The following is a 13,965-nucleotide window of genomic DNA, read 5'->3' as shown; positions in this document are numbered from 1 at the left end:
GGCTCCCTTGTTATTTTTTGTCGCAAATTTTGTCGTCAATAGGAACATACCGAGAAGTCATTTTACTATGCCATTAACCTGCCATCCGGCCCTATTACCCTTAAGTATGCCCATTATTGGAATAAAACCTTTATTGATAGATGAACTCGCGCTCATTCCGCTTTTCATACATATCCCAATAGGCTTCTGCAATTCGATCCGGATCGAAATTCGTGTTCGCCGCAACGGTACCGGCAATGGTGATGGTGCCCACATGGATGCCGAAAGGCGCCAATTCATCACCCAGCGTATAGGCTAAGCTGCGCAGAGCGGCCTTCCCGATAGACAAAGAAGCCATTTCGTAAGAAGGATACAAGGCGAATCCGCCGCCGGTAAACAAAATCGTTCCGCTCTTCCGTTCAACGAAGTCGGGAATGACTTGTAATGCGCTGCTTAAAGCGCCGACCACATTGACATTGAGATCCTCCAGCAGTTCGGCTTCCCTCAGCATCGATGCAGTCCCCGGTTTAATCACTGCTGCATTGTAGACCAGAACGTCGGGAATCCCATAATCTCTTTTGAGATGATCGAACGCTTTTTGAAGAGAGGCGGGAGCCGCAGCGTCCGCTGTGATTCCATAAACCTCGATGTTTTGGGCTTCGAGGGTTCTTACATGTTCCGCCAATGATTTTTCATTTCGGGCTATCAGGATCACCTTGAACCCGTTGGAACCAAACTTTCTGGCTATGCCTGAACTCACGCCGGGACCCGCCCCGACGATTGCAATCGTCTTGTTGCTCATATAAACTCGCTCCTTCATTTCGTTTTCCGTTTACTCCACAAATTATATTTGATAATATCGAAACGTTACATGCCGTAAACAAGGTATTTGCTGTTCTTTACTAAGGTAATGCAACTATAAAGCTTCATTCGCTTATAGAATATAAGGAGATGGTGACTTGGACCAAGTGGATAAGAATATCCTGATGATTTTGCAGGAGAATGCAAGGATTTCGATGACGGAACTGGGCAAACTGGTTGGGCTGACCCAACCTGCCGTGACGGAAAGAGTGCGGAGAATGGAAGAAAGAGGAATCATCAAAGACTATCGGATGGTAGTCGCCAGAGAAAAGATAGGCAAACATGCGATGGCGGTCATCTGGATGCGGGCAACGAATTGCGAATCTTTCCATGCTTTCTGCCAATCCGCCCAAGAGGTCATTGAATGCCATAGAATTAGCGGCGGAGAATATAACCACCTGTTGAAGGTCGTCACCGAGTCTCTGCCGGATTTAGAGATTTTCGAAAACCAAATCGTTAAATACGGAAAATTCGCGACCTCCATCGTGCTTTCTTCTCCTGTCGATCATAAATCCCTGGTATGACCGGTTGCGCCGGGAGGAAGGGGGGTATTGGCGCTGCCCTTCTCCTGAAGAATACGGGGGCGGATTGCTGTTCCAACAATCGTTCGCCCATCCGGACGGGGAGGCTGTTTTCACCGCAACAGAGGGTGAGCGGTAGGCAGGCGCGTCCGGGGAATACCCGCTGATTCTAGCCAATGGACGCGTATTGTTCCATTTCCTGACCGGCGTGCAGATCCGCAGAAGTCCGACATTGCTTGCGCCCGAGCTTGAAAATTTCGTGGAGATTCATCCGTATACCGCTCAGCGTTACCGGATCCGGGACGGCGAGTGGGTAGAGATCCTTTCAAGACGACCGCTGTCCGGATCCGGCCCTTAAAGAATTAATCGACTACCATGAAATGATCGTGCAATCTGCGCAGGCGGTAAGCGTTCATGGCGAATTCGCGCAGATCCTCAAAGATGGCGTAATTCGCCCATGCTCCTGCCACTGCGCCGATTCCCGGCACCAGTTGCAGCATTTTCCGAAAGTCGATGGCGTCGCGATATTCGATTTGAAACGTCTCCCAGTCCATGCTTTGGGAATATTCGGCGTCGGATTGCCACTGCCCCTTTTCGAGATGCCAACGTTTGATGGCATCCAGCAGCCGGGCGCGATTTTCCGGTCCCGAAAACGTCATCTGAAACACCTTGAGAATGAATACCCGCTCGGAGAAGTCTTTCGTGTCATAACCGTAAACATGCGCCAGCTCGAACAAAAATTTCATCTTGATCGCAATGAAAGCCGGAAAGTCCACCAAGCCGAGCACGATGCCGCCAGCCCCCGTTCCGGCCCCTTCGGCAACCGCAATTTTTTGGTACAACGCAAACAACGCGTTCGCTTCTTGATCGGCAGCCTCCAGTTCCGGATGACGCTGCACCGCACGGCTGGGCGTATATTCCGCGCCGAACAGCGCCGTACGCACGATCGATCGGATCGTTGTCGTCATGATGTTGTGCACCTTCGGGGGAATCCAATGATTGATGCGATTGCCGATCGTTTTCGATGTTTTTTCCAGCCATCCGGGCGGTTTGAACATTTTTTGTTCCCACTCTGCAAGTTCCCTCTGTATCTTATCTTCGTAGTTCATGCTCGATCGCTCCTCCAAAAGACTCTTGGCTTTATTGTAACGAAGTTCTCCGTGCTGCGGAACAGACCCCGGGAGGTGACGGACCTCGACCAAAGTCCAGCATCCCCCGGAGAACTATAAGATGCACGCCTTTGATCGAGGCTTTTCGAGGTTGACCGGATCTCTTTCTCCGGCTGGCATCCACTTCATAATGGCGACAACAAAATTGTTACATGAAATCAGATAAGCACGTTCCGATCGGCATGCAGTTTACCAAATGAAAATGATTGTTTTCATGGGAACAAGATAATACAATTAGATTAGCGCTTACAAAATAAAACAGACTTCAAGATTTTGCAACTTTTCCAATTCAACAGCCAAGAGTGCAGCAGAGGGGGAACTGCGATGAAAAACAATGAATTGAAGAGGGGACTCGAAGCCCGACATATTCAGATGATCGCTTTGGGCGGCACCATCGGTGTCGGGTTATTTATGGGCTCTGCAAGCACGATCCAATGGACAGGTCCATCGGTCATGCTTGCGTATGCCGTGGTAGGGATTTTTATCTTTTTTATCATGCGCGCAATGGGGGAAATGCAGTACGTTGAACCCAGCACGGGGTCGTTCGCGACTTTTGGCCATAAGTACATTCATCCATTGGCAGGCTATGCGACGGCATGGAGCAACTGGTTCCAGTGGGTCATTGTCGGGATGGCGGAGATCATTGCCGTCGGGACTTATATGAAGTATTGGTTTCCGGATTTGCCCGCATGGATCCCGGGGATCATCGCGATGGCGATTCTCGGCGCAGCCAACCTCATTTCCGTAAAATCGTTCGGCGAATTCGAGTTTTGGTTTGCGATGATTAAAATCGTGACCATCATATTGATGATCGTTGCAGGATTCGGCTTGATTTTCTTCGGAATCGGCAACGGCGGTCATGCGATCGGATTTTCGAACTTGTGGCAGCACGGGGGATTTTTTACCGGTGGATGGTCGGGATTTTTCTTTGCGCTCTCGCTGGTGACCGGGGCCTACCAGGGTGTCGAGCTGATCGGGATTACGGCAGGCGAAGCGAAAAACCCGCAAAAAACGTTAATGAGCGCGACGCAAAGCATTATTTGGCGGATTCTGATCTTCTATATCGGCGCCATTTTTGTCATCGTAACAGTCTATCCTTGGAATCAATTGCAAGCCATCGGCAGCCCGTTCGTTGCCACCTTTGCGAAAATCGGCATAACCGCAGCGGCGGGGATCATCAACTTTGTCGTCATCACCTCTGCCATGTCAGGTTGCAACAGCGGGATATTTAGCGCGGGACGCATGTTATATACACTAGGAGTGAATGGACAAGCGCCGAAAATATTCACGAAATTGACCCATAACGGCGTGCCCCTGCTGGGAACGGTCGGCGTACTCGTGGGTTTGGGAGTCGGCGTGGTTTTGAGTTATGTTGCGCCGGAAAATCTGTTCGTGCACGTGTACAGCGCCAGCGTGCTTCCCGGTATGGTGCCGTGGTTCGTCATTCTCATCAGCCAAATCAAATTCAGAAAGGCCAAGGGGGATGCCATGAAGCAGCATCCGTTCAAGATGCCTTTCTCTCCAGTGACAAACTATGCAACCATTGCCTTTTTGATTATGGTACTGGTCGGGATGTGGATGAACGACGATACGCGCATCTCCCTGATCATCGGCATCGTGTTTTTGGCCATTGTCGTGATCAGTTATTTCGCCTTTGGGGTTGGCAAGGCTGCTCCAAGAAGCGATCAACCGAATCAGGAGCATACTAACGGATGAAAGAATAACGGAGTGAGTCGATTGGTACCTGGTCCCTATAGACTGGACACCTTGAAAAAGGGTTCAGACTACAGGGGCCTTTTTCTATTTTATTGTCGGGAGTTTTGATTTTTGGAGCTTTAACTGGCGCCATTTATTGGGAAAATAAGCTTAATCTCTCCTGCAAACCTTTCAGCACTTCCTCCGGCATCTGCCTAACCTTGATATCCCTGCCCAGGAAAAGCAGCCAGTCTATGGCTTCGGTCAATTCTTCCGAATGATCGACATGGATAAAAGTCTTTAAGATGGCGGTGGTTTGGAAAGGATTCGTATAAGAAATGGAGAACTTTAAAGGATGGTATTTTTTGAACTGTGAAATCGCCTTTGGGCCGAGCTCCAGGACAAGGTTGCTGACTTCTTCCTGCTTGTTTAGCAGTTCTAAAATCTTTTTCCCGCTTACTCTTTTTTTCGCAGGATAGGGTTTGACATCGGTGAGATTGTCGACGGGCAAAATCCTTCTCTTTTCTTCTTCCAAGTCAAAGGCTTCAATATGCCACATGCTTTTTTCGCGATAAAGGTGCAGGAGGTAGATCGGGTATGACTTGATTTCCTTGTTTTCTTTGATGGAAACCCATAAATACCGGTCCGAAAGAAGGATTTGAATCAGGTTTTCCAACATCGGATGGGGCAGGTCGGTCAGATCGAGCAGATCGGGATTATTGGGATTCGTTCCTTCAAAAAGCAAAATTTGATTTAAAAGAACAAGGTCGTCTTGCTGATTCTCCGAGATGAGGCCCAGCAATTTTTCGGCCAAAGACTGGCGGCTTTTTAAATAAGGGAGCTGTTGATTTCTAGTGGCCATAAAGGCGATAAAAAGAGCTTTGATTTCATTATCGGTAAAGCGGACGGTGGGCAGAACGGAGTTGTTCATGACAAAATAACCGCCATCCCTCCCGACTTCGGCGACAAGCGGCATCCCCATGCTTTCGATTTCCCGGATATCGCGGATCGCAGTCGAACGAGAGATGTTAAATTCCCGCATGAGTTCAGAAATGGTGAAGTGGGCTCGGTTGTTGATATACCGCATCATGGTATTAATCCGCTCAACTTTTTTCATCGGACGCTCCTAAACAGTATCATTTTTTGACATGATTCAAGGTTATTATAAACCCATCAAGTGAAAACGCAAATCATTTGATAAATTTAAAAAAGAGGAAGGTTTTGAACATGGCCAATTATACGCTTGAGGAAAAAGACAGCTTCACCGTTTTGGGAATCGGAACCGAGCTTCAAAGCGATTACACGGACTATGCCGGCATCAACGAGGAAAAAGCAGCATTTTGGGATGCGGTGAAGCAGGATGGAAGACTTGACGCTTTAAAGGCCGTTGCCGCAAACGACTACATTTTTGCCGTAAACGAAGCGGTGAATAACAAAATGATGTATTATGCCGGGGTGATGGCGGACGCATCGTTACCGGAAGCGACAAGAGTGATCCAGTTTCCTAAAGGGGAGTATCTCGTCGTACAAGGGGAAGCAAAAACGTCCGATGAATTGAGTCTTATGCTGACCGGCATCGCTTTTGGGCAAGTGCTGCCGGAGGTCGGGAATGTTGCTTATGTCGGCGGCCCGAACGCAGCGGTGGAGATGGGGCAGCGGAACGGCCTGGTATTTGGGGAAATGTGGATTCCGGTCGTTAGGAAATAACGGGGGCGCATTGCTCCCGTTGCAAGTTTTGCTCGAAGCTGATTCGCAGCAGTAACGCTCACAAAACTCTTAGGAGAGATGAACATGTCCTATATCGTCGACTTTAAAAACGTATCCACGGTAGGTTTGGAGTCTTCGCCCGTGGCAGAAGCGCTCGCCGGTTTGCGAGCAAACGAAGCCCGTTACTTTATGAACAAATACAAGCATGAATTTACGGTGGTGCCGGCAAGCGAAAGCCAAGAGACTCTTGATTACGTGAACCGGATTCTAAAAGAAGAACGCGATCTTGCGTTTGCGGCCAAGGCTTTAGAAACGTCGCAATTCCAAGTGGAAAATATCAAATGGACCTATGTTTTTTATGAGGACGGTCTAGAGGTTAACGTCATGTACACGATTGACGACCCTAAGAAGCGCGCCGTTGGTTTTAAGCTTTCGGAGGGGATGGAGGTACCGCAGGAGTTGGAAGGGAAGTTCAAATTCGCTAGACAAAAGTCTAAATTGGCTGGTACCATTCGGGGTTCGTTTTTCGTCATCAAAGGAGAATACTAAAGGAAACGCAGGTGCAAGCAAGTTTAAAAGATGAAGAGAGCAGCGATACATCCGCAGCTCTTTTTGTTTTTCTATATCTTTTCTAAAGTGTATATCATTTATAACGAGGAGGTGAAATATGTTAGTACGCTATCTTAAAGGTGCCGGCGCATCGTTGTTTGTCGGAATGCTGCTCTTTTTTCTGGCTGTTCAGTTCCAGAGTGATTACATAAAAACCCAACTTTTATTCGTCGCACTGTATAACTACTTTTGTTGTTTGCTTGGAGCCGTGTTGTTTTTTGTCCTTACAAAATTAAAAATGGAATCTTCGTATTGGATGGGTTTCCCGCTTTTTATCATTTTGGGCTTCCTTGCATCGCTGAGCTTTCCGCCTTTGTATTTCATTTTTGTCGCAGGCTCTTTCGTTTTTTATTTCGTACAACCGGTAAAAAATAAGGCCTTGTCGGCGATCTTGGCGGTTTCCGGCCCCCTTCTCTTAGTGATTCTCTTGTTGGCACTCTAATTCGCGGGGGCGGGAACGGACTATGAAGACTTCGATTGCTGGATGGCTGTTTCGATATAGGATCTTAATTTTTTGATAAACGTCCGCATCGCATATCCGACATAGCGGTCGCTGCGATAGATCAAACAAATATCCTGCGAAGGGGTCGGATTTCTCAAAGGTATGACTTTGATGTCTTGACCGTTAAGGCTATCCAGCAGGAGCCGCGGCAGCACGCAAGCGCCGACTCCGCTTTGTACCATCTGGAGAAGGGAAGATAACGTTGTCGTCACCATATGCGGCTGCAGCGCAAATCCGTTATCCATGCAAAAGCGGTCGATCAGCTTGCGGCATTGATGTTCGGGTGGAAACATGACAATTTTCAAGGAACGCAGCTTATTCAAGGGAAGCAAGCTCTCCGCGGCCAGAGGATCGTCCCTGCTTACCGCCAATGCGAACTCCTCGTGAAACAGAGGGATTGAAGTGAGGCGTTCGTCGCTAACAGGTCCGATGGTGACGCCGACATCGATGCTTCGGTCCAACACTTGCTCGGTTACTTTCATGGTTTCCAGAAGGGACAGCGAAATGGCGGGATAGGTTTGATGGAAGTCCAGCAGCAAAGCATTAAACATGAGATCCGCATCTCCTGGCAAAACGCCGATGGATAGCGATCCGCCTTGCATCTTCTTCAGGTCGGCAATGGCGTCGCTCGCTTGCTGCAGATGCCCGAACATCGCGGCGCCATGTTCGCGAAGAATCGCACCGGCTTCGGTTAAGACAATTGTTTTCCCCACACGGTCGAACAACAGAACACCTAATTCTTCTTCCAATCTCCTTATCTGCTGGCTGACGTTGGGGGCGCTGACTCCCATTTTTTCAGCTGCCTTCGTGAAGTGAAGCTCTTCGCATATGGCCATAAAATACTGTAGTTGTTTTAACTCCAAAACGCACACCTGCTTTCGATTGCATCGCCGAATGGATGTTACACGTTAGTTTTACTTCATCTTCCTTATTCTGTCAACGAAGGATCGTTAACTTTTGCTTAACGATACGGTAACGCCCACTGCATTGATGGGAAGTTCCGCGGGACCTATACTGGGATCAGATCAAGCGGTTCTCAATGACAAAGGAGGAAATGAGCATGTCTGAAATGATCATCAACACGGCTAAAACGGTACGTCAAGTGGTGCTGCAGCAGGTAAACGCGATTCCTGAGGAACGATTTGACGTTCAAGCGGCAGGATTCAACAATACTATCCGTTGGAACGTCGGCCATATCATTTATTGGATGGACCGGTATGCAACCCTGAGCTTCAGCTCCCCGACAGCCATACCCGACTTGTATGAAACGTTGTTTAACTCCGGTACGAAACCTTCGGACTGGACATTTGCCCCTCCATCAAAGGAAGTATTGGTCGAAATGTTGACGGCACAGCTTTCCCGCCTATCCGAGCTGACGCCGGAAATGCTGGAAGATAAGCTTTTGACTCCTTATGCTATGGGACCTTTCCAATTCCACACCGCCGGCGAGTTGTTCAACTTCGCTTTGATTCACGAAGCCATCCACCTCGGCACGATTTCGAGCCAGCTTAAGGTTCTGTCAAGCTAACAACCAATTAACCATAATGAGGAGGATTCTCTCATGGAAAAATACGCAGGCTCAGTCCCATCCCGAACTCGCGACGTGTTTGATGCTTTTAAGCAGGCTTTGGAAACGGGGGATACGGACGATTTTCTTAAAAAGGCGACCGAAGATTTCCATTTCTCCGTTCCGCTGCCGCTGGAAGGGTGGAATCACGAGCAGCAAGGCAAAAAGCGGTTCGAGGATTTGGTCCGTTTCGAACGTTCCGTGTTTCAAATGCAGTTGACTCCGCTTATCGTGCTTGAAAATGAAGATAACGGGATGGTGGTTTTTCGCTCGGAAGGTTCGTTGAACGGGCGGGATTTTCGCAATGAGCTTGCCATCGTTTTCGAGTTCGAAGGTGAGCGGGTCCGTTCCTTCCGCGAATATGTCGGAATGCCGTTAAAAAACTACGAGAACCCATAATCGATCATTGGGGTTCGGATACGACAAAAGCATAGCGGAAATCAAAAAAAGAACCTGAATCGTTGGATCAGGTTCTTTTTTATTGCATATAAACAGACGTGATGATATAATCAGAGCACGACTGACATTTGATAAAATGGCGTATGTATCTCATCTTACATTTTAATTGTAGCATGCCGAAAATTTCTTGTCAAATGTTTTTTTCAATTTCATGGTTAGGAGAGATGTGGAATGAGATCGTTGGTTCTCGATTTTCAGGAAATGCAACAAACGCAGCTTGGGCTCGTAGGCGGGAAAGGATTGCATATAGGGGAATTATCAAAAATCGAAGGGATCCAAGTTCCCGAAGGATTTTGCGTGACCACCGAAGCCTATCAAAAAGCCATCGAGCCAAACGAAACGTATCATGCGTTGCTCCATCGACTAACCATGCTAAACGCAGAGGATCGAGAACAACTGGGCGAAATCTGCAGGGAGATCAGACAAACCGTATTGGATGTAGAAATCCCTTCCGATGTTGCGGATGCCGTTGTTCGTTATCTCTCCCGGTTTGGAGAGGAACACGCTTATGCCGTACGTTCCAGCGCAACCGCCGAGGATTTGCCGCATGCTTCTTTTGCGGGACAGCAGGACACCTACCTAAACATCATCGGCGTCGACGCTATCCTGCAGCATATCCGCAAATGCTGGGCGTCCCTTTTCACGGATCGCGCGGTCATGTACCGGATGCAAAACGGATTCGACCATCGTCAAGTTTATTTATCCGTGATCGTTCAAAAGATGGTTTTCCCGCAAGCTTCGGGGATCTTATTTACCGCCGATCCGATGAGCGGAAGCCGAAAACTGCTTGCCATCGATGCCGGGTACGGCCTGGGAGAAGCGTTGGTCTCCGGTTTAGTAACTGCCGATCATTACAAGATACGGGAAGGAGAAATCGCCGACAAGAGGATCGCAACCAAAACATTGGCGATTTATGGCCGAAAAGAAGGCGGAACGGAAACCAAACCGATCGATCCCGATCTCCAAAAGACTCAAACGCTTACGGATGATCAAATTTTACGACTGGCACGCATCGGGAGACGAATCGAAGCTTATTTCGGCCAGCCGCAAGATATTGAATGGTGTTTGGCTGAGGATACCTTCCATATTGTTCAGAGTCGTCCCATTACGACTTTATTTCCGATTCCTGCAGAGAATGATCAAGAAAACCACGTCTACATCTCTGTGGGCCATCAACAAATGATGACGGACCCCATAAAACCATTGGGATTGTCTTTTTACCTGTTAACCACTCCCGCACCCATGCGTACAGCCGGCGGCAGGTTGTTTGTTGATGTTGCACCTCGGCTGGCTACCTCTGCGGGACGGGAAGCTTTAATGAATACCGTGGGATCCGATCCGCTCATCAAAGGCGCACTCATGACCGTCATCGAGCGGGATTTTATAAAATTGTTACCCAATGATCCAACAGCACCGGTTCCGGGCAGAGGAAATACAGGTATGCCGGCAGCGTTCGAGAGCGATCCGGCAATCGTTTCGGATTTGATAAAGCGTAGTGAAACCTCGATCGAAGAGTTGAAACAAAACATTCAAGGGAAATCGGGGGCGGATTTGTTTGATTTCATTCTGGAAGATATCCAGGAATTAAGGCGGATTCTATTCGACCCGCAAAGTACGGCTGTGTTTATGGCCGCGATGAATGCTTCGGCATGGATCAATGACAACATGAACGCATGGTTGGGCGAAAAAAACGCGGCAGACACGCTTTCCCAATCGGTAGCCGGCAATATTACTTCGGAGATGGGTCTGGCGCTGATGGATGTCGCCGATGTCATTCGCCCTTATCCGGAAGTGATTGATTATTTGCAGCAGACCAAGGATGAAAACTTTCTGGATGAGCTGGTGAAGTTTGATGGCGGCCAGGAAAGCCGGGACGCGATCCAAGGGTTTCTCGACAAATTTGGCATGCGCTGTGCCGGAGAAATCGATTTGACCCGGACCCGTTGGAGCGAAAAACCGATTACGCTTGTCCCGTTGATTTTGGGTAACGTCAAAAACTTTGAGCCTAACGCCAGCCGCCGCAAATTTGAGCAAGGGCGCCGGGAGGCTTTGGCCAAAGAACAAGAGTTGATCCAGCGCTTGAAGCAGCTGCCGGACGGCGAACGAAAAGCCAAAGAAACGAAACGGATGATCGACCTCGTCCGGAATTTCATCGGCTACCGGGAATATCCCAAATACGGCATGGTGAATCGCTACTTCGTTTATAAGCAGGCTTTGCTGAAAGAAGCCGAACGGCTCGTACAAGCGGGCGTGATTCGTGAAAAAGAAGATATCTACTACCTCGCTTTCGAAGAGCTTCACGAAGTTGCGCGCACAAACAAGCTGGATGACCGGATCATCAGCAAACGGAAAGAAGAGTACCAAATTTATGAAAAACTGTCTCCACCGCGCGTAATGACGTCGGATGGCGAAATCATCAGAGGGGAGTACAACCGGAAAAATCTTCCCGATGGAGCGTTAGCTGGCCTTGCCGTTTCCTCCGGAGTGATCGAGGGACGCGCACGTGTCATATGGAACATGGAAGATGCCGATCTGGAAGACGGCGATATCTTAGTCACCGCTTTTACCGACCCCAGCTGGACACCATTATTTGTATCCATAAAAGGTCTGGTCACCGAAGTCGGCGGACTGATGACCCACGGCGCCGTGATCGCGCGCGAATATGGCTTGCCGGCCGTTGTCGGAGTGGAGAATGCCACCGGGCTGATCAAGGACGGGCAGCGAATTCGCGTCAATGGAACGGAAGGGTATGTTGAAATATTGTAATGGGGTCCGTATAAAATGGTATTGGTAGGAACACATCGGCTTCGACAGCAAATCGTGACCGGTCTGGACGAGCCGAAGTAAGAGCTTGCAGAGCGTTCTGGAGATAACCCAGGCGCTCTTTTTTATTTATAGGCTTCTTTCTAACAAGGTTCCGACTTGTTTGGCCATGACTTTCGGGGGATAGGGCATCCCGTTTTTGATCCACCATTCAATGACCCCGACATAGGCCGTTCCGGCATACTGCAGCATCACGTCCTCGTTTAAATCCGCATTTCTTCCGCTTTCTTTGTCGATCTCGCCTCTAAACCCTTCCATAAAAGAAGCAAGAAGCCGGGTTCTGAAAGAGGATGGCATCCCTTTGCTGGCTAACATGGTTGAAAAAAGCAAGTAATTTTTCTGGAAATATTCGAAATAAGGAACCAGGGCATCGGTCCATTCCAACTCGCACGCCCATGTATCCATCTCCTTTAATTCATTAATATGGGTTTCCATGATTTTATCCAACAAATCATATTTGTCCTGATAATGCAGATAAATGGTACCGCGGTTTACATTGGCCTGGTCGGCAATGTCCTGAATGGTAATATCGTCGAAATTTTTGACGGCCATCAGTTCGATGACGGCTTTTTTTAAGGATTCTTGCGTTTTAACAATTCTTCGGTCGACTTTTGCCATCGTGATCCCCACCTGACTTTCCAAGATAATGGACACTTTTCGTTATTATGTTGATATTTGAACAAAACGCGTTATTTTAACCATTGAACTTCGTTTTCTTCCTTCTATAATAATAGACACGAGTTGATTAAACAACTTCTTTCGCTTATTGCTTCCTGTCGATCCGTGATGATGAACAGAAAAAACGTCAATTTTGATCATGTGCAAATATCCATCGTCAGGAATCGTCGGATACGTCGTTTTAAATTTTTATCAACTGGAGGTCCTGTACTATGATTCATGCTAAAGCACGTGCTGTTTTCGGTCCGGAAGGGCCATTCGAATTAACGACAATCGAGCGCAGGGATCTTAAGCCGCATGATGTTCTCATCGAGATCAAATACGCGGGCATTTGCCACTCCGACATCCATACCGCTCGCGGCGATTGGGGGCCGGTCCAATATCCTCTCGTACCCGGACACGAGATCGCCGGCATTGTCGCCCAGGTTGGATCGGACGTTACGAAGTATTCGATTGGCGACCAGGTAGGAGTGGGCTGCATGGTGGATTCCTGCGGAGAATGCGAAAGCTGCCGCAAGGGAGAGGAGCAATATTGCCATCATGGCCATACGGGGACTTACGCCGCGATCGACAGATACGGCCAATACACGCAAGGCGGTTATTCCACCCACATCGTCGTAACCGAAGATTTCGTCGTCCGCATTCCCGACGGCATCGCGCTGGACGCCGCCGCACCGCTTTTGTGCGCCGGTATAACGACGTATTCGCCGCTTCGCCATTGGGGCGCCGCTCCAGGCAAAAAGGTCGCGGTGGTTGGACTCGGCGGGCTTGGACACATGGCCGTGAAGCTCGCCCATGCTATGGGGGCGGAGGTAACGGTTTTATCTCAAACGCTGAAGAAAAAAGAAGACGGTTTAAAGCTCGGCGCGGACCATTATTATGCCACCGGCGACCCGGAGACGTTTACGACGCTGGCCAATACATTCGATCTGATCGTGAATACGGTGAGCGCAAAGATTGATTTAAATGCCTACCTCTCGCTGCTGGCCGTCGACGGCACCTTGGTCAACGTCGGTGCTCCGCCGGAGGCATTGCCTGTGCAAGTGTTTTCCCTTATCCCGCATCGCCGGTCGTTTGCCGGATCGGCCATCGGGGGCATTCGGGAAACGCAGGAAATGCTTGATTTCTGTGCCGAACACCGTATTACGCCTGAAATCGAGCTGATCTCCGCCAATCAGATTGATGAAGCCTGGGAACGCGTTCTTGCTTCGGATGTCCGGTATCGGTTCGTCATCGACATCGGCACGATGGGCAAGGAATAAGGAGAATCCGGATGTTATTTCAGAACGTCCGGCAACATCGTTTAAGAGTCGCAGATCAGCGGCTCTTTTTTGTTAAAGCGAGGGGCGATTAGGGTGCTGCTCAAAAAAAAGGTCATCCCGCACTGCGCAAAAC

At 48.9% G+C, this 13,965-nt stretch carries 14 protein-coding genes and 1 pseudogene; 10 read left to right on the top strand and 5 right to left on the bottom strand.

Translation table 11 applies throughout. The features are described 5' to 3' along the window. Positions 1-130: 130 nt before the first annotated feature. Positions 131-781 (bottom strand): SDR family NAD(P)-dependent oxidoreductase, encoded by a 651-nt coding sequence (locus AC27KL_RS15625; RefSeq protein ID WP_487170295.1) that lies wholly within the window; start codon positions 779-781, stop codon positions 131-133. Between the two features lie 157 nt (positions 782-938). On the opposite strand from AC27KL_RS15625, the gene AC27KL_RS15620 reads away from it, so the two are divergent. Together AC27KL_RS15620 and AC27KL_RS15615 are read left to right on the top strand one after the other, a co-directional pair. Further along, on the top strand, positions 939-1,364 hold the full coding sequence (locus AC27KL_RS15620; protein ID WP_487170294.1) for an Lrp/AsnC family transcriptional regulator: 426 nt from the start codon (positions 939-941) through the stop codon (positions 1,362-1,364). After that, positions 1,360-1,689, top strand: a pseudogene (locus AC27KL_RS15615) (molybdopterin dinucleotide binding domain-containing protein); the annotation flags it as partial. The gene AC27KL_RS15620 and the pseudogene AC27KL_RS15615, both read left to right, overlap by 5 nt. Before the next feature lie 34 nt (positions 1,690-1,723). Here the strand turns inward: AC27KL_RS15615 and AC27KL_RS15610 are convergent. Beyond that, positions 1,724-2,470: an EcsC family protein gene (locus AC27KL_RS15610; protein ID WP_487170293.1), complete on the bottom strand. Its 747-nt coding sequence runs from the start codon at positions 2,468-2,470 to the stop codon at positions 1,724-1,726. Between the two features lie 384 nt (positions 2,471-2,854). Here AC27KL_RS15610 and AC27KL_RS15605 point away from each other — a divergent pair, with 384 nt between their 5' ends. Next, positions 2,855-4,246, top strand: a complete 1,392-nt coding sequence (locus AC27KL_RS15605; RefSeq protein ID WP_487170292.1) for an amino acid permease — start codon at positions 2,855-2,857, stop codon at positions 4,244-4,246. 133 nt (positions 4,247-4,379) lie between these two features. Here AC27KL_RS15605 and AC27KL_RS15600 read toward each other — a convergent pair whose 3' ends face one another. Then, a complete protein-coding gene (locus AC27KL_RS15600) occupies positions 4,380-5,342 on the bottom strand; it encodes a helix-turn-helix transcriptional regulator (protein ID WP_487170291.1) in 963 nt (320 codons plus the stop codon). Positions 5,343-5,452: 110 nt separating this feature from the next. Between AC27KL_RS15600 and AC27KL_RS15595 the strand changes: the two genes are divergently transcribed. The 3 genes from AC27KL_RS15595 (at position 5,453) to AC27KL_RS15585 (ending at position 6,983) form a co-directional block, all read left to right on the top strand. Continuing rightward, on the top strand, positions 5,453-5,932 hold the full coding sequence (locus AC27KL_RS15595; RefSeq protein WP_487170290.1) for a GyrI-like domain-containing protein: 480 nt from the start codon (positions 5,453-5,455) through the stop codon (positions 5,930-5,932). 84 nt (positions 5,933-6,016) lie between these two features. Beyond that, positions 6,017-6,481 (top strand): phage tail protein, encoded by a 465-nt coding sequence (locus AC27KL_RS15590; RefSeq protein WP_487170289.1) that lies wholly within the window; start codon positions 6,017-6,019, stop codon positions 6,479-6,481. Positions 6,482-6,599: 118 nt separating this feature from the next. Beyond that, complete coding sequence (locus AC27KL_RS15585) at positions 6,600-6,983, top strand: hypothetical protein (RefSeq protein WP_487170288.1); 384 nt, start codon at positions 6,600-6,602, stop codon at positions 6,981-6,983. 20 nt (positions 6,984-7,003) lie between these two features. On the opposite strand, the gene AC27KL_RS15580 is transcribed toward AC27KL_RS15585, so the two are convergent. Then, entirely contained in the window at positions 7,004-7,906 is a 903-nt protein-coding gene (locus AC27KL_RS15580; RefSeq protein WP_487170287.1) for a LysR family transcriptional regulator, read from the bottom strand. A gap of 197 nt (positions 7,907-8,103) precedes the next feature. Between AC27KL_RS15580 and AC27KL_RS15575 the strand changes: the two genes are divergently transcribed. From AC27KL_RS15575 to ppsA, 3 genes are all read left to right on the top strand, one after another. Next, positions 8,104-8,571: a DinB family protein gene (locus AC27KL_RS15575; protein ID WP_487170286.1), complete on the top strand. Its 468-nt coding sequence runs from the start codon at positions 8,104-8,106 to the stop codon at positions 8,569-8,571. 33 nt (positions 8,572-8,604) lie between these two features. After that, the gene (locus AC27KL_RS15570; RefSeq protein WP_339324788.1) at positions 8,605-9,009 is read left to right on the top strand and encodes a nuclear transport factor 2 family protein; all 405 of its coding nucleotides are present in this window, start codon (positions 8,605-8,607) and stop codon (positions 9,007-9,009) included. A gap of 231 nt (positions 9,010-9,240) precedes the next feature. Continuing rightward, positions 9,241-11,835 carry a phosphoenolpyruvate synthase gene (gene ppsA / locus AC27KL_RS15565; protein ID WP_487170285.1) on the top strand — a complete coding sequence of 865 codons (2,595 nt, stop codon included), beginning with the start codon at positions 9,241-9,243 and terminating at the stop codon, positions 11,833-11,835. 126 nt (positions 11,836-11,961) lie between these two features. Here the strand turns inward: ppsA and AC27KL_RS15560 are convergent, their stop codons facing one another. Beyond that, on the bottom strand, positions 11,962-12,510 hold the full coding sequence (locus tag AC27KL_RS15560) for a TetR/AcrR family transcriptional regulator (RefSeq protein WP_487170284.1): 549 nt from the start codon (positions 12,508-12,510) through the stop codon (positions 11,962-11,964). A gap of 272 nt (positions 12,511-12,782) precedes the next feature. On the opposite strand from AC27KL_RS15560, the gene AC27KL_RS15555 reads away from it, so the two are divergent. Next, positions 12,783-13,832 carry an NAD(P)-dependent alcohol dehydrogenase gene (locus AC27KL_RS15555; protein ID WP_487170283.1) on the top strand — a complete coding sequence of 350 codons (1,050 nt, stop codon included), beginning with the start codon at positions 12,783-12,785 and terminating at the stop codon, positions 13,830-13,832. Positions 13,833-13,965 lie beyond the last annotated feature (133 nt).

This window comes from Paenibacillus sp. YAE3 (assembly GCF_057546105.1).
The sequence above is the reverse complement of the archived record's forward strand: the minus strand, read 5'-3'. Positions and strand labels throughout refer to the sequence as shown.

What these genes read in the sequence shown, in the direction of transcription:
- AC27KL_RS15625 (WP_487170295.1), bottom strand. Translation starts at nt 781, where the DNA reads ATGAGCAACAAGACGATTGCAATCGTCGGGGCGGGTCCCGGCGTGAGT.
- AC27KL_RS15610 (WP_487170293.1), bottom strand. Translation starts at nt 2,470, where the DNA reads ATGAACTACGAAGATAAGATACAGAGGGAACTTGCAGAGTGGGAACAA.
- AC27KL_RS15570 (WP_339324788.1), top strand. Translation starts at nt 8,605, where the DNA reads ATGGAAAAATACGCAGGCTCAGTCCCATCCCGAACTCGCGACGTGTTT.
- AC27KL_RS15575 (WP_487170286.1), top strand. Translation starts at nt 8,104, where the DNA reads ATGTCTGAAATGATCATCAACACGGCTAAAACGGTACGTCAAGTGGTG.
- ppsA (WP_487170285.1), top strand. Translation starts at nt 9,241, where the DNA reads ATGAGATCGTTGGTTCTCGATTTTCAGGAAATGCAACAAACGCAGCTT.
- AC27KL_RS15555 (WP_487170283.1), top strand. Translation starts at nt 12,783, where the DNA reads ATGATTCATGCTAAAGCACGTGCTGTTTTCGGTCCGGAAGGGCCATTC.
- AC27KL_RS15595 (WP_487170290.1), top strand. Translation starts at nt 5,453, where the DNA reads ATGGCCAATTATACGCTTGAGGAAAAAGACAGCTTCACCGTTTTGGGA.
- AC27KL_RS15560 (WP_487170284.1), bottom strand. Translation starts at nt 12,510, where the DNA reads ATGGCAAAAGTCGACCGAAGAATTGTTAAAACGCAAGAATCCTTAAAA.
- AC27KL_RS15585 (WP_487170288.1), top strand. Translation starts at nt 6,600, where the DNA reads ATGTTAGTACGCTATCTTAAAGGTGCCGGCGCATCGTTGTTTGTCGGA.
- AC27KL_RS15600 (WP_487170291.1), bottom strand. Translation starts at nt 5,342, where the DNA reads ATGAAAAAAGTTGAGCGGATTAATACCATGATGCGGTATATCAACAAC.
- AC27KL_RS15605 (WP_487170292.1), top strand. Translation starts at nt 2,855, where the DNA reads ATGAAAAACAATGAATTGAAGAGGGGACTCGAAGCCCGACATATTCAG.
- AC27KL_RS15590 (WP_487170289.1), top strand. Translation starts at nt 6,017, where the DNA reads ATGTCCTATATCGTCGACTTTAAAAACGTATCCACGGTAGGTTTGGAG.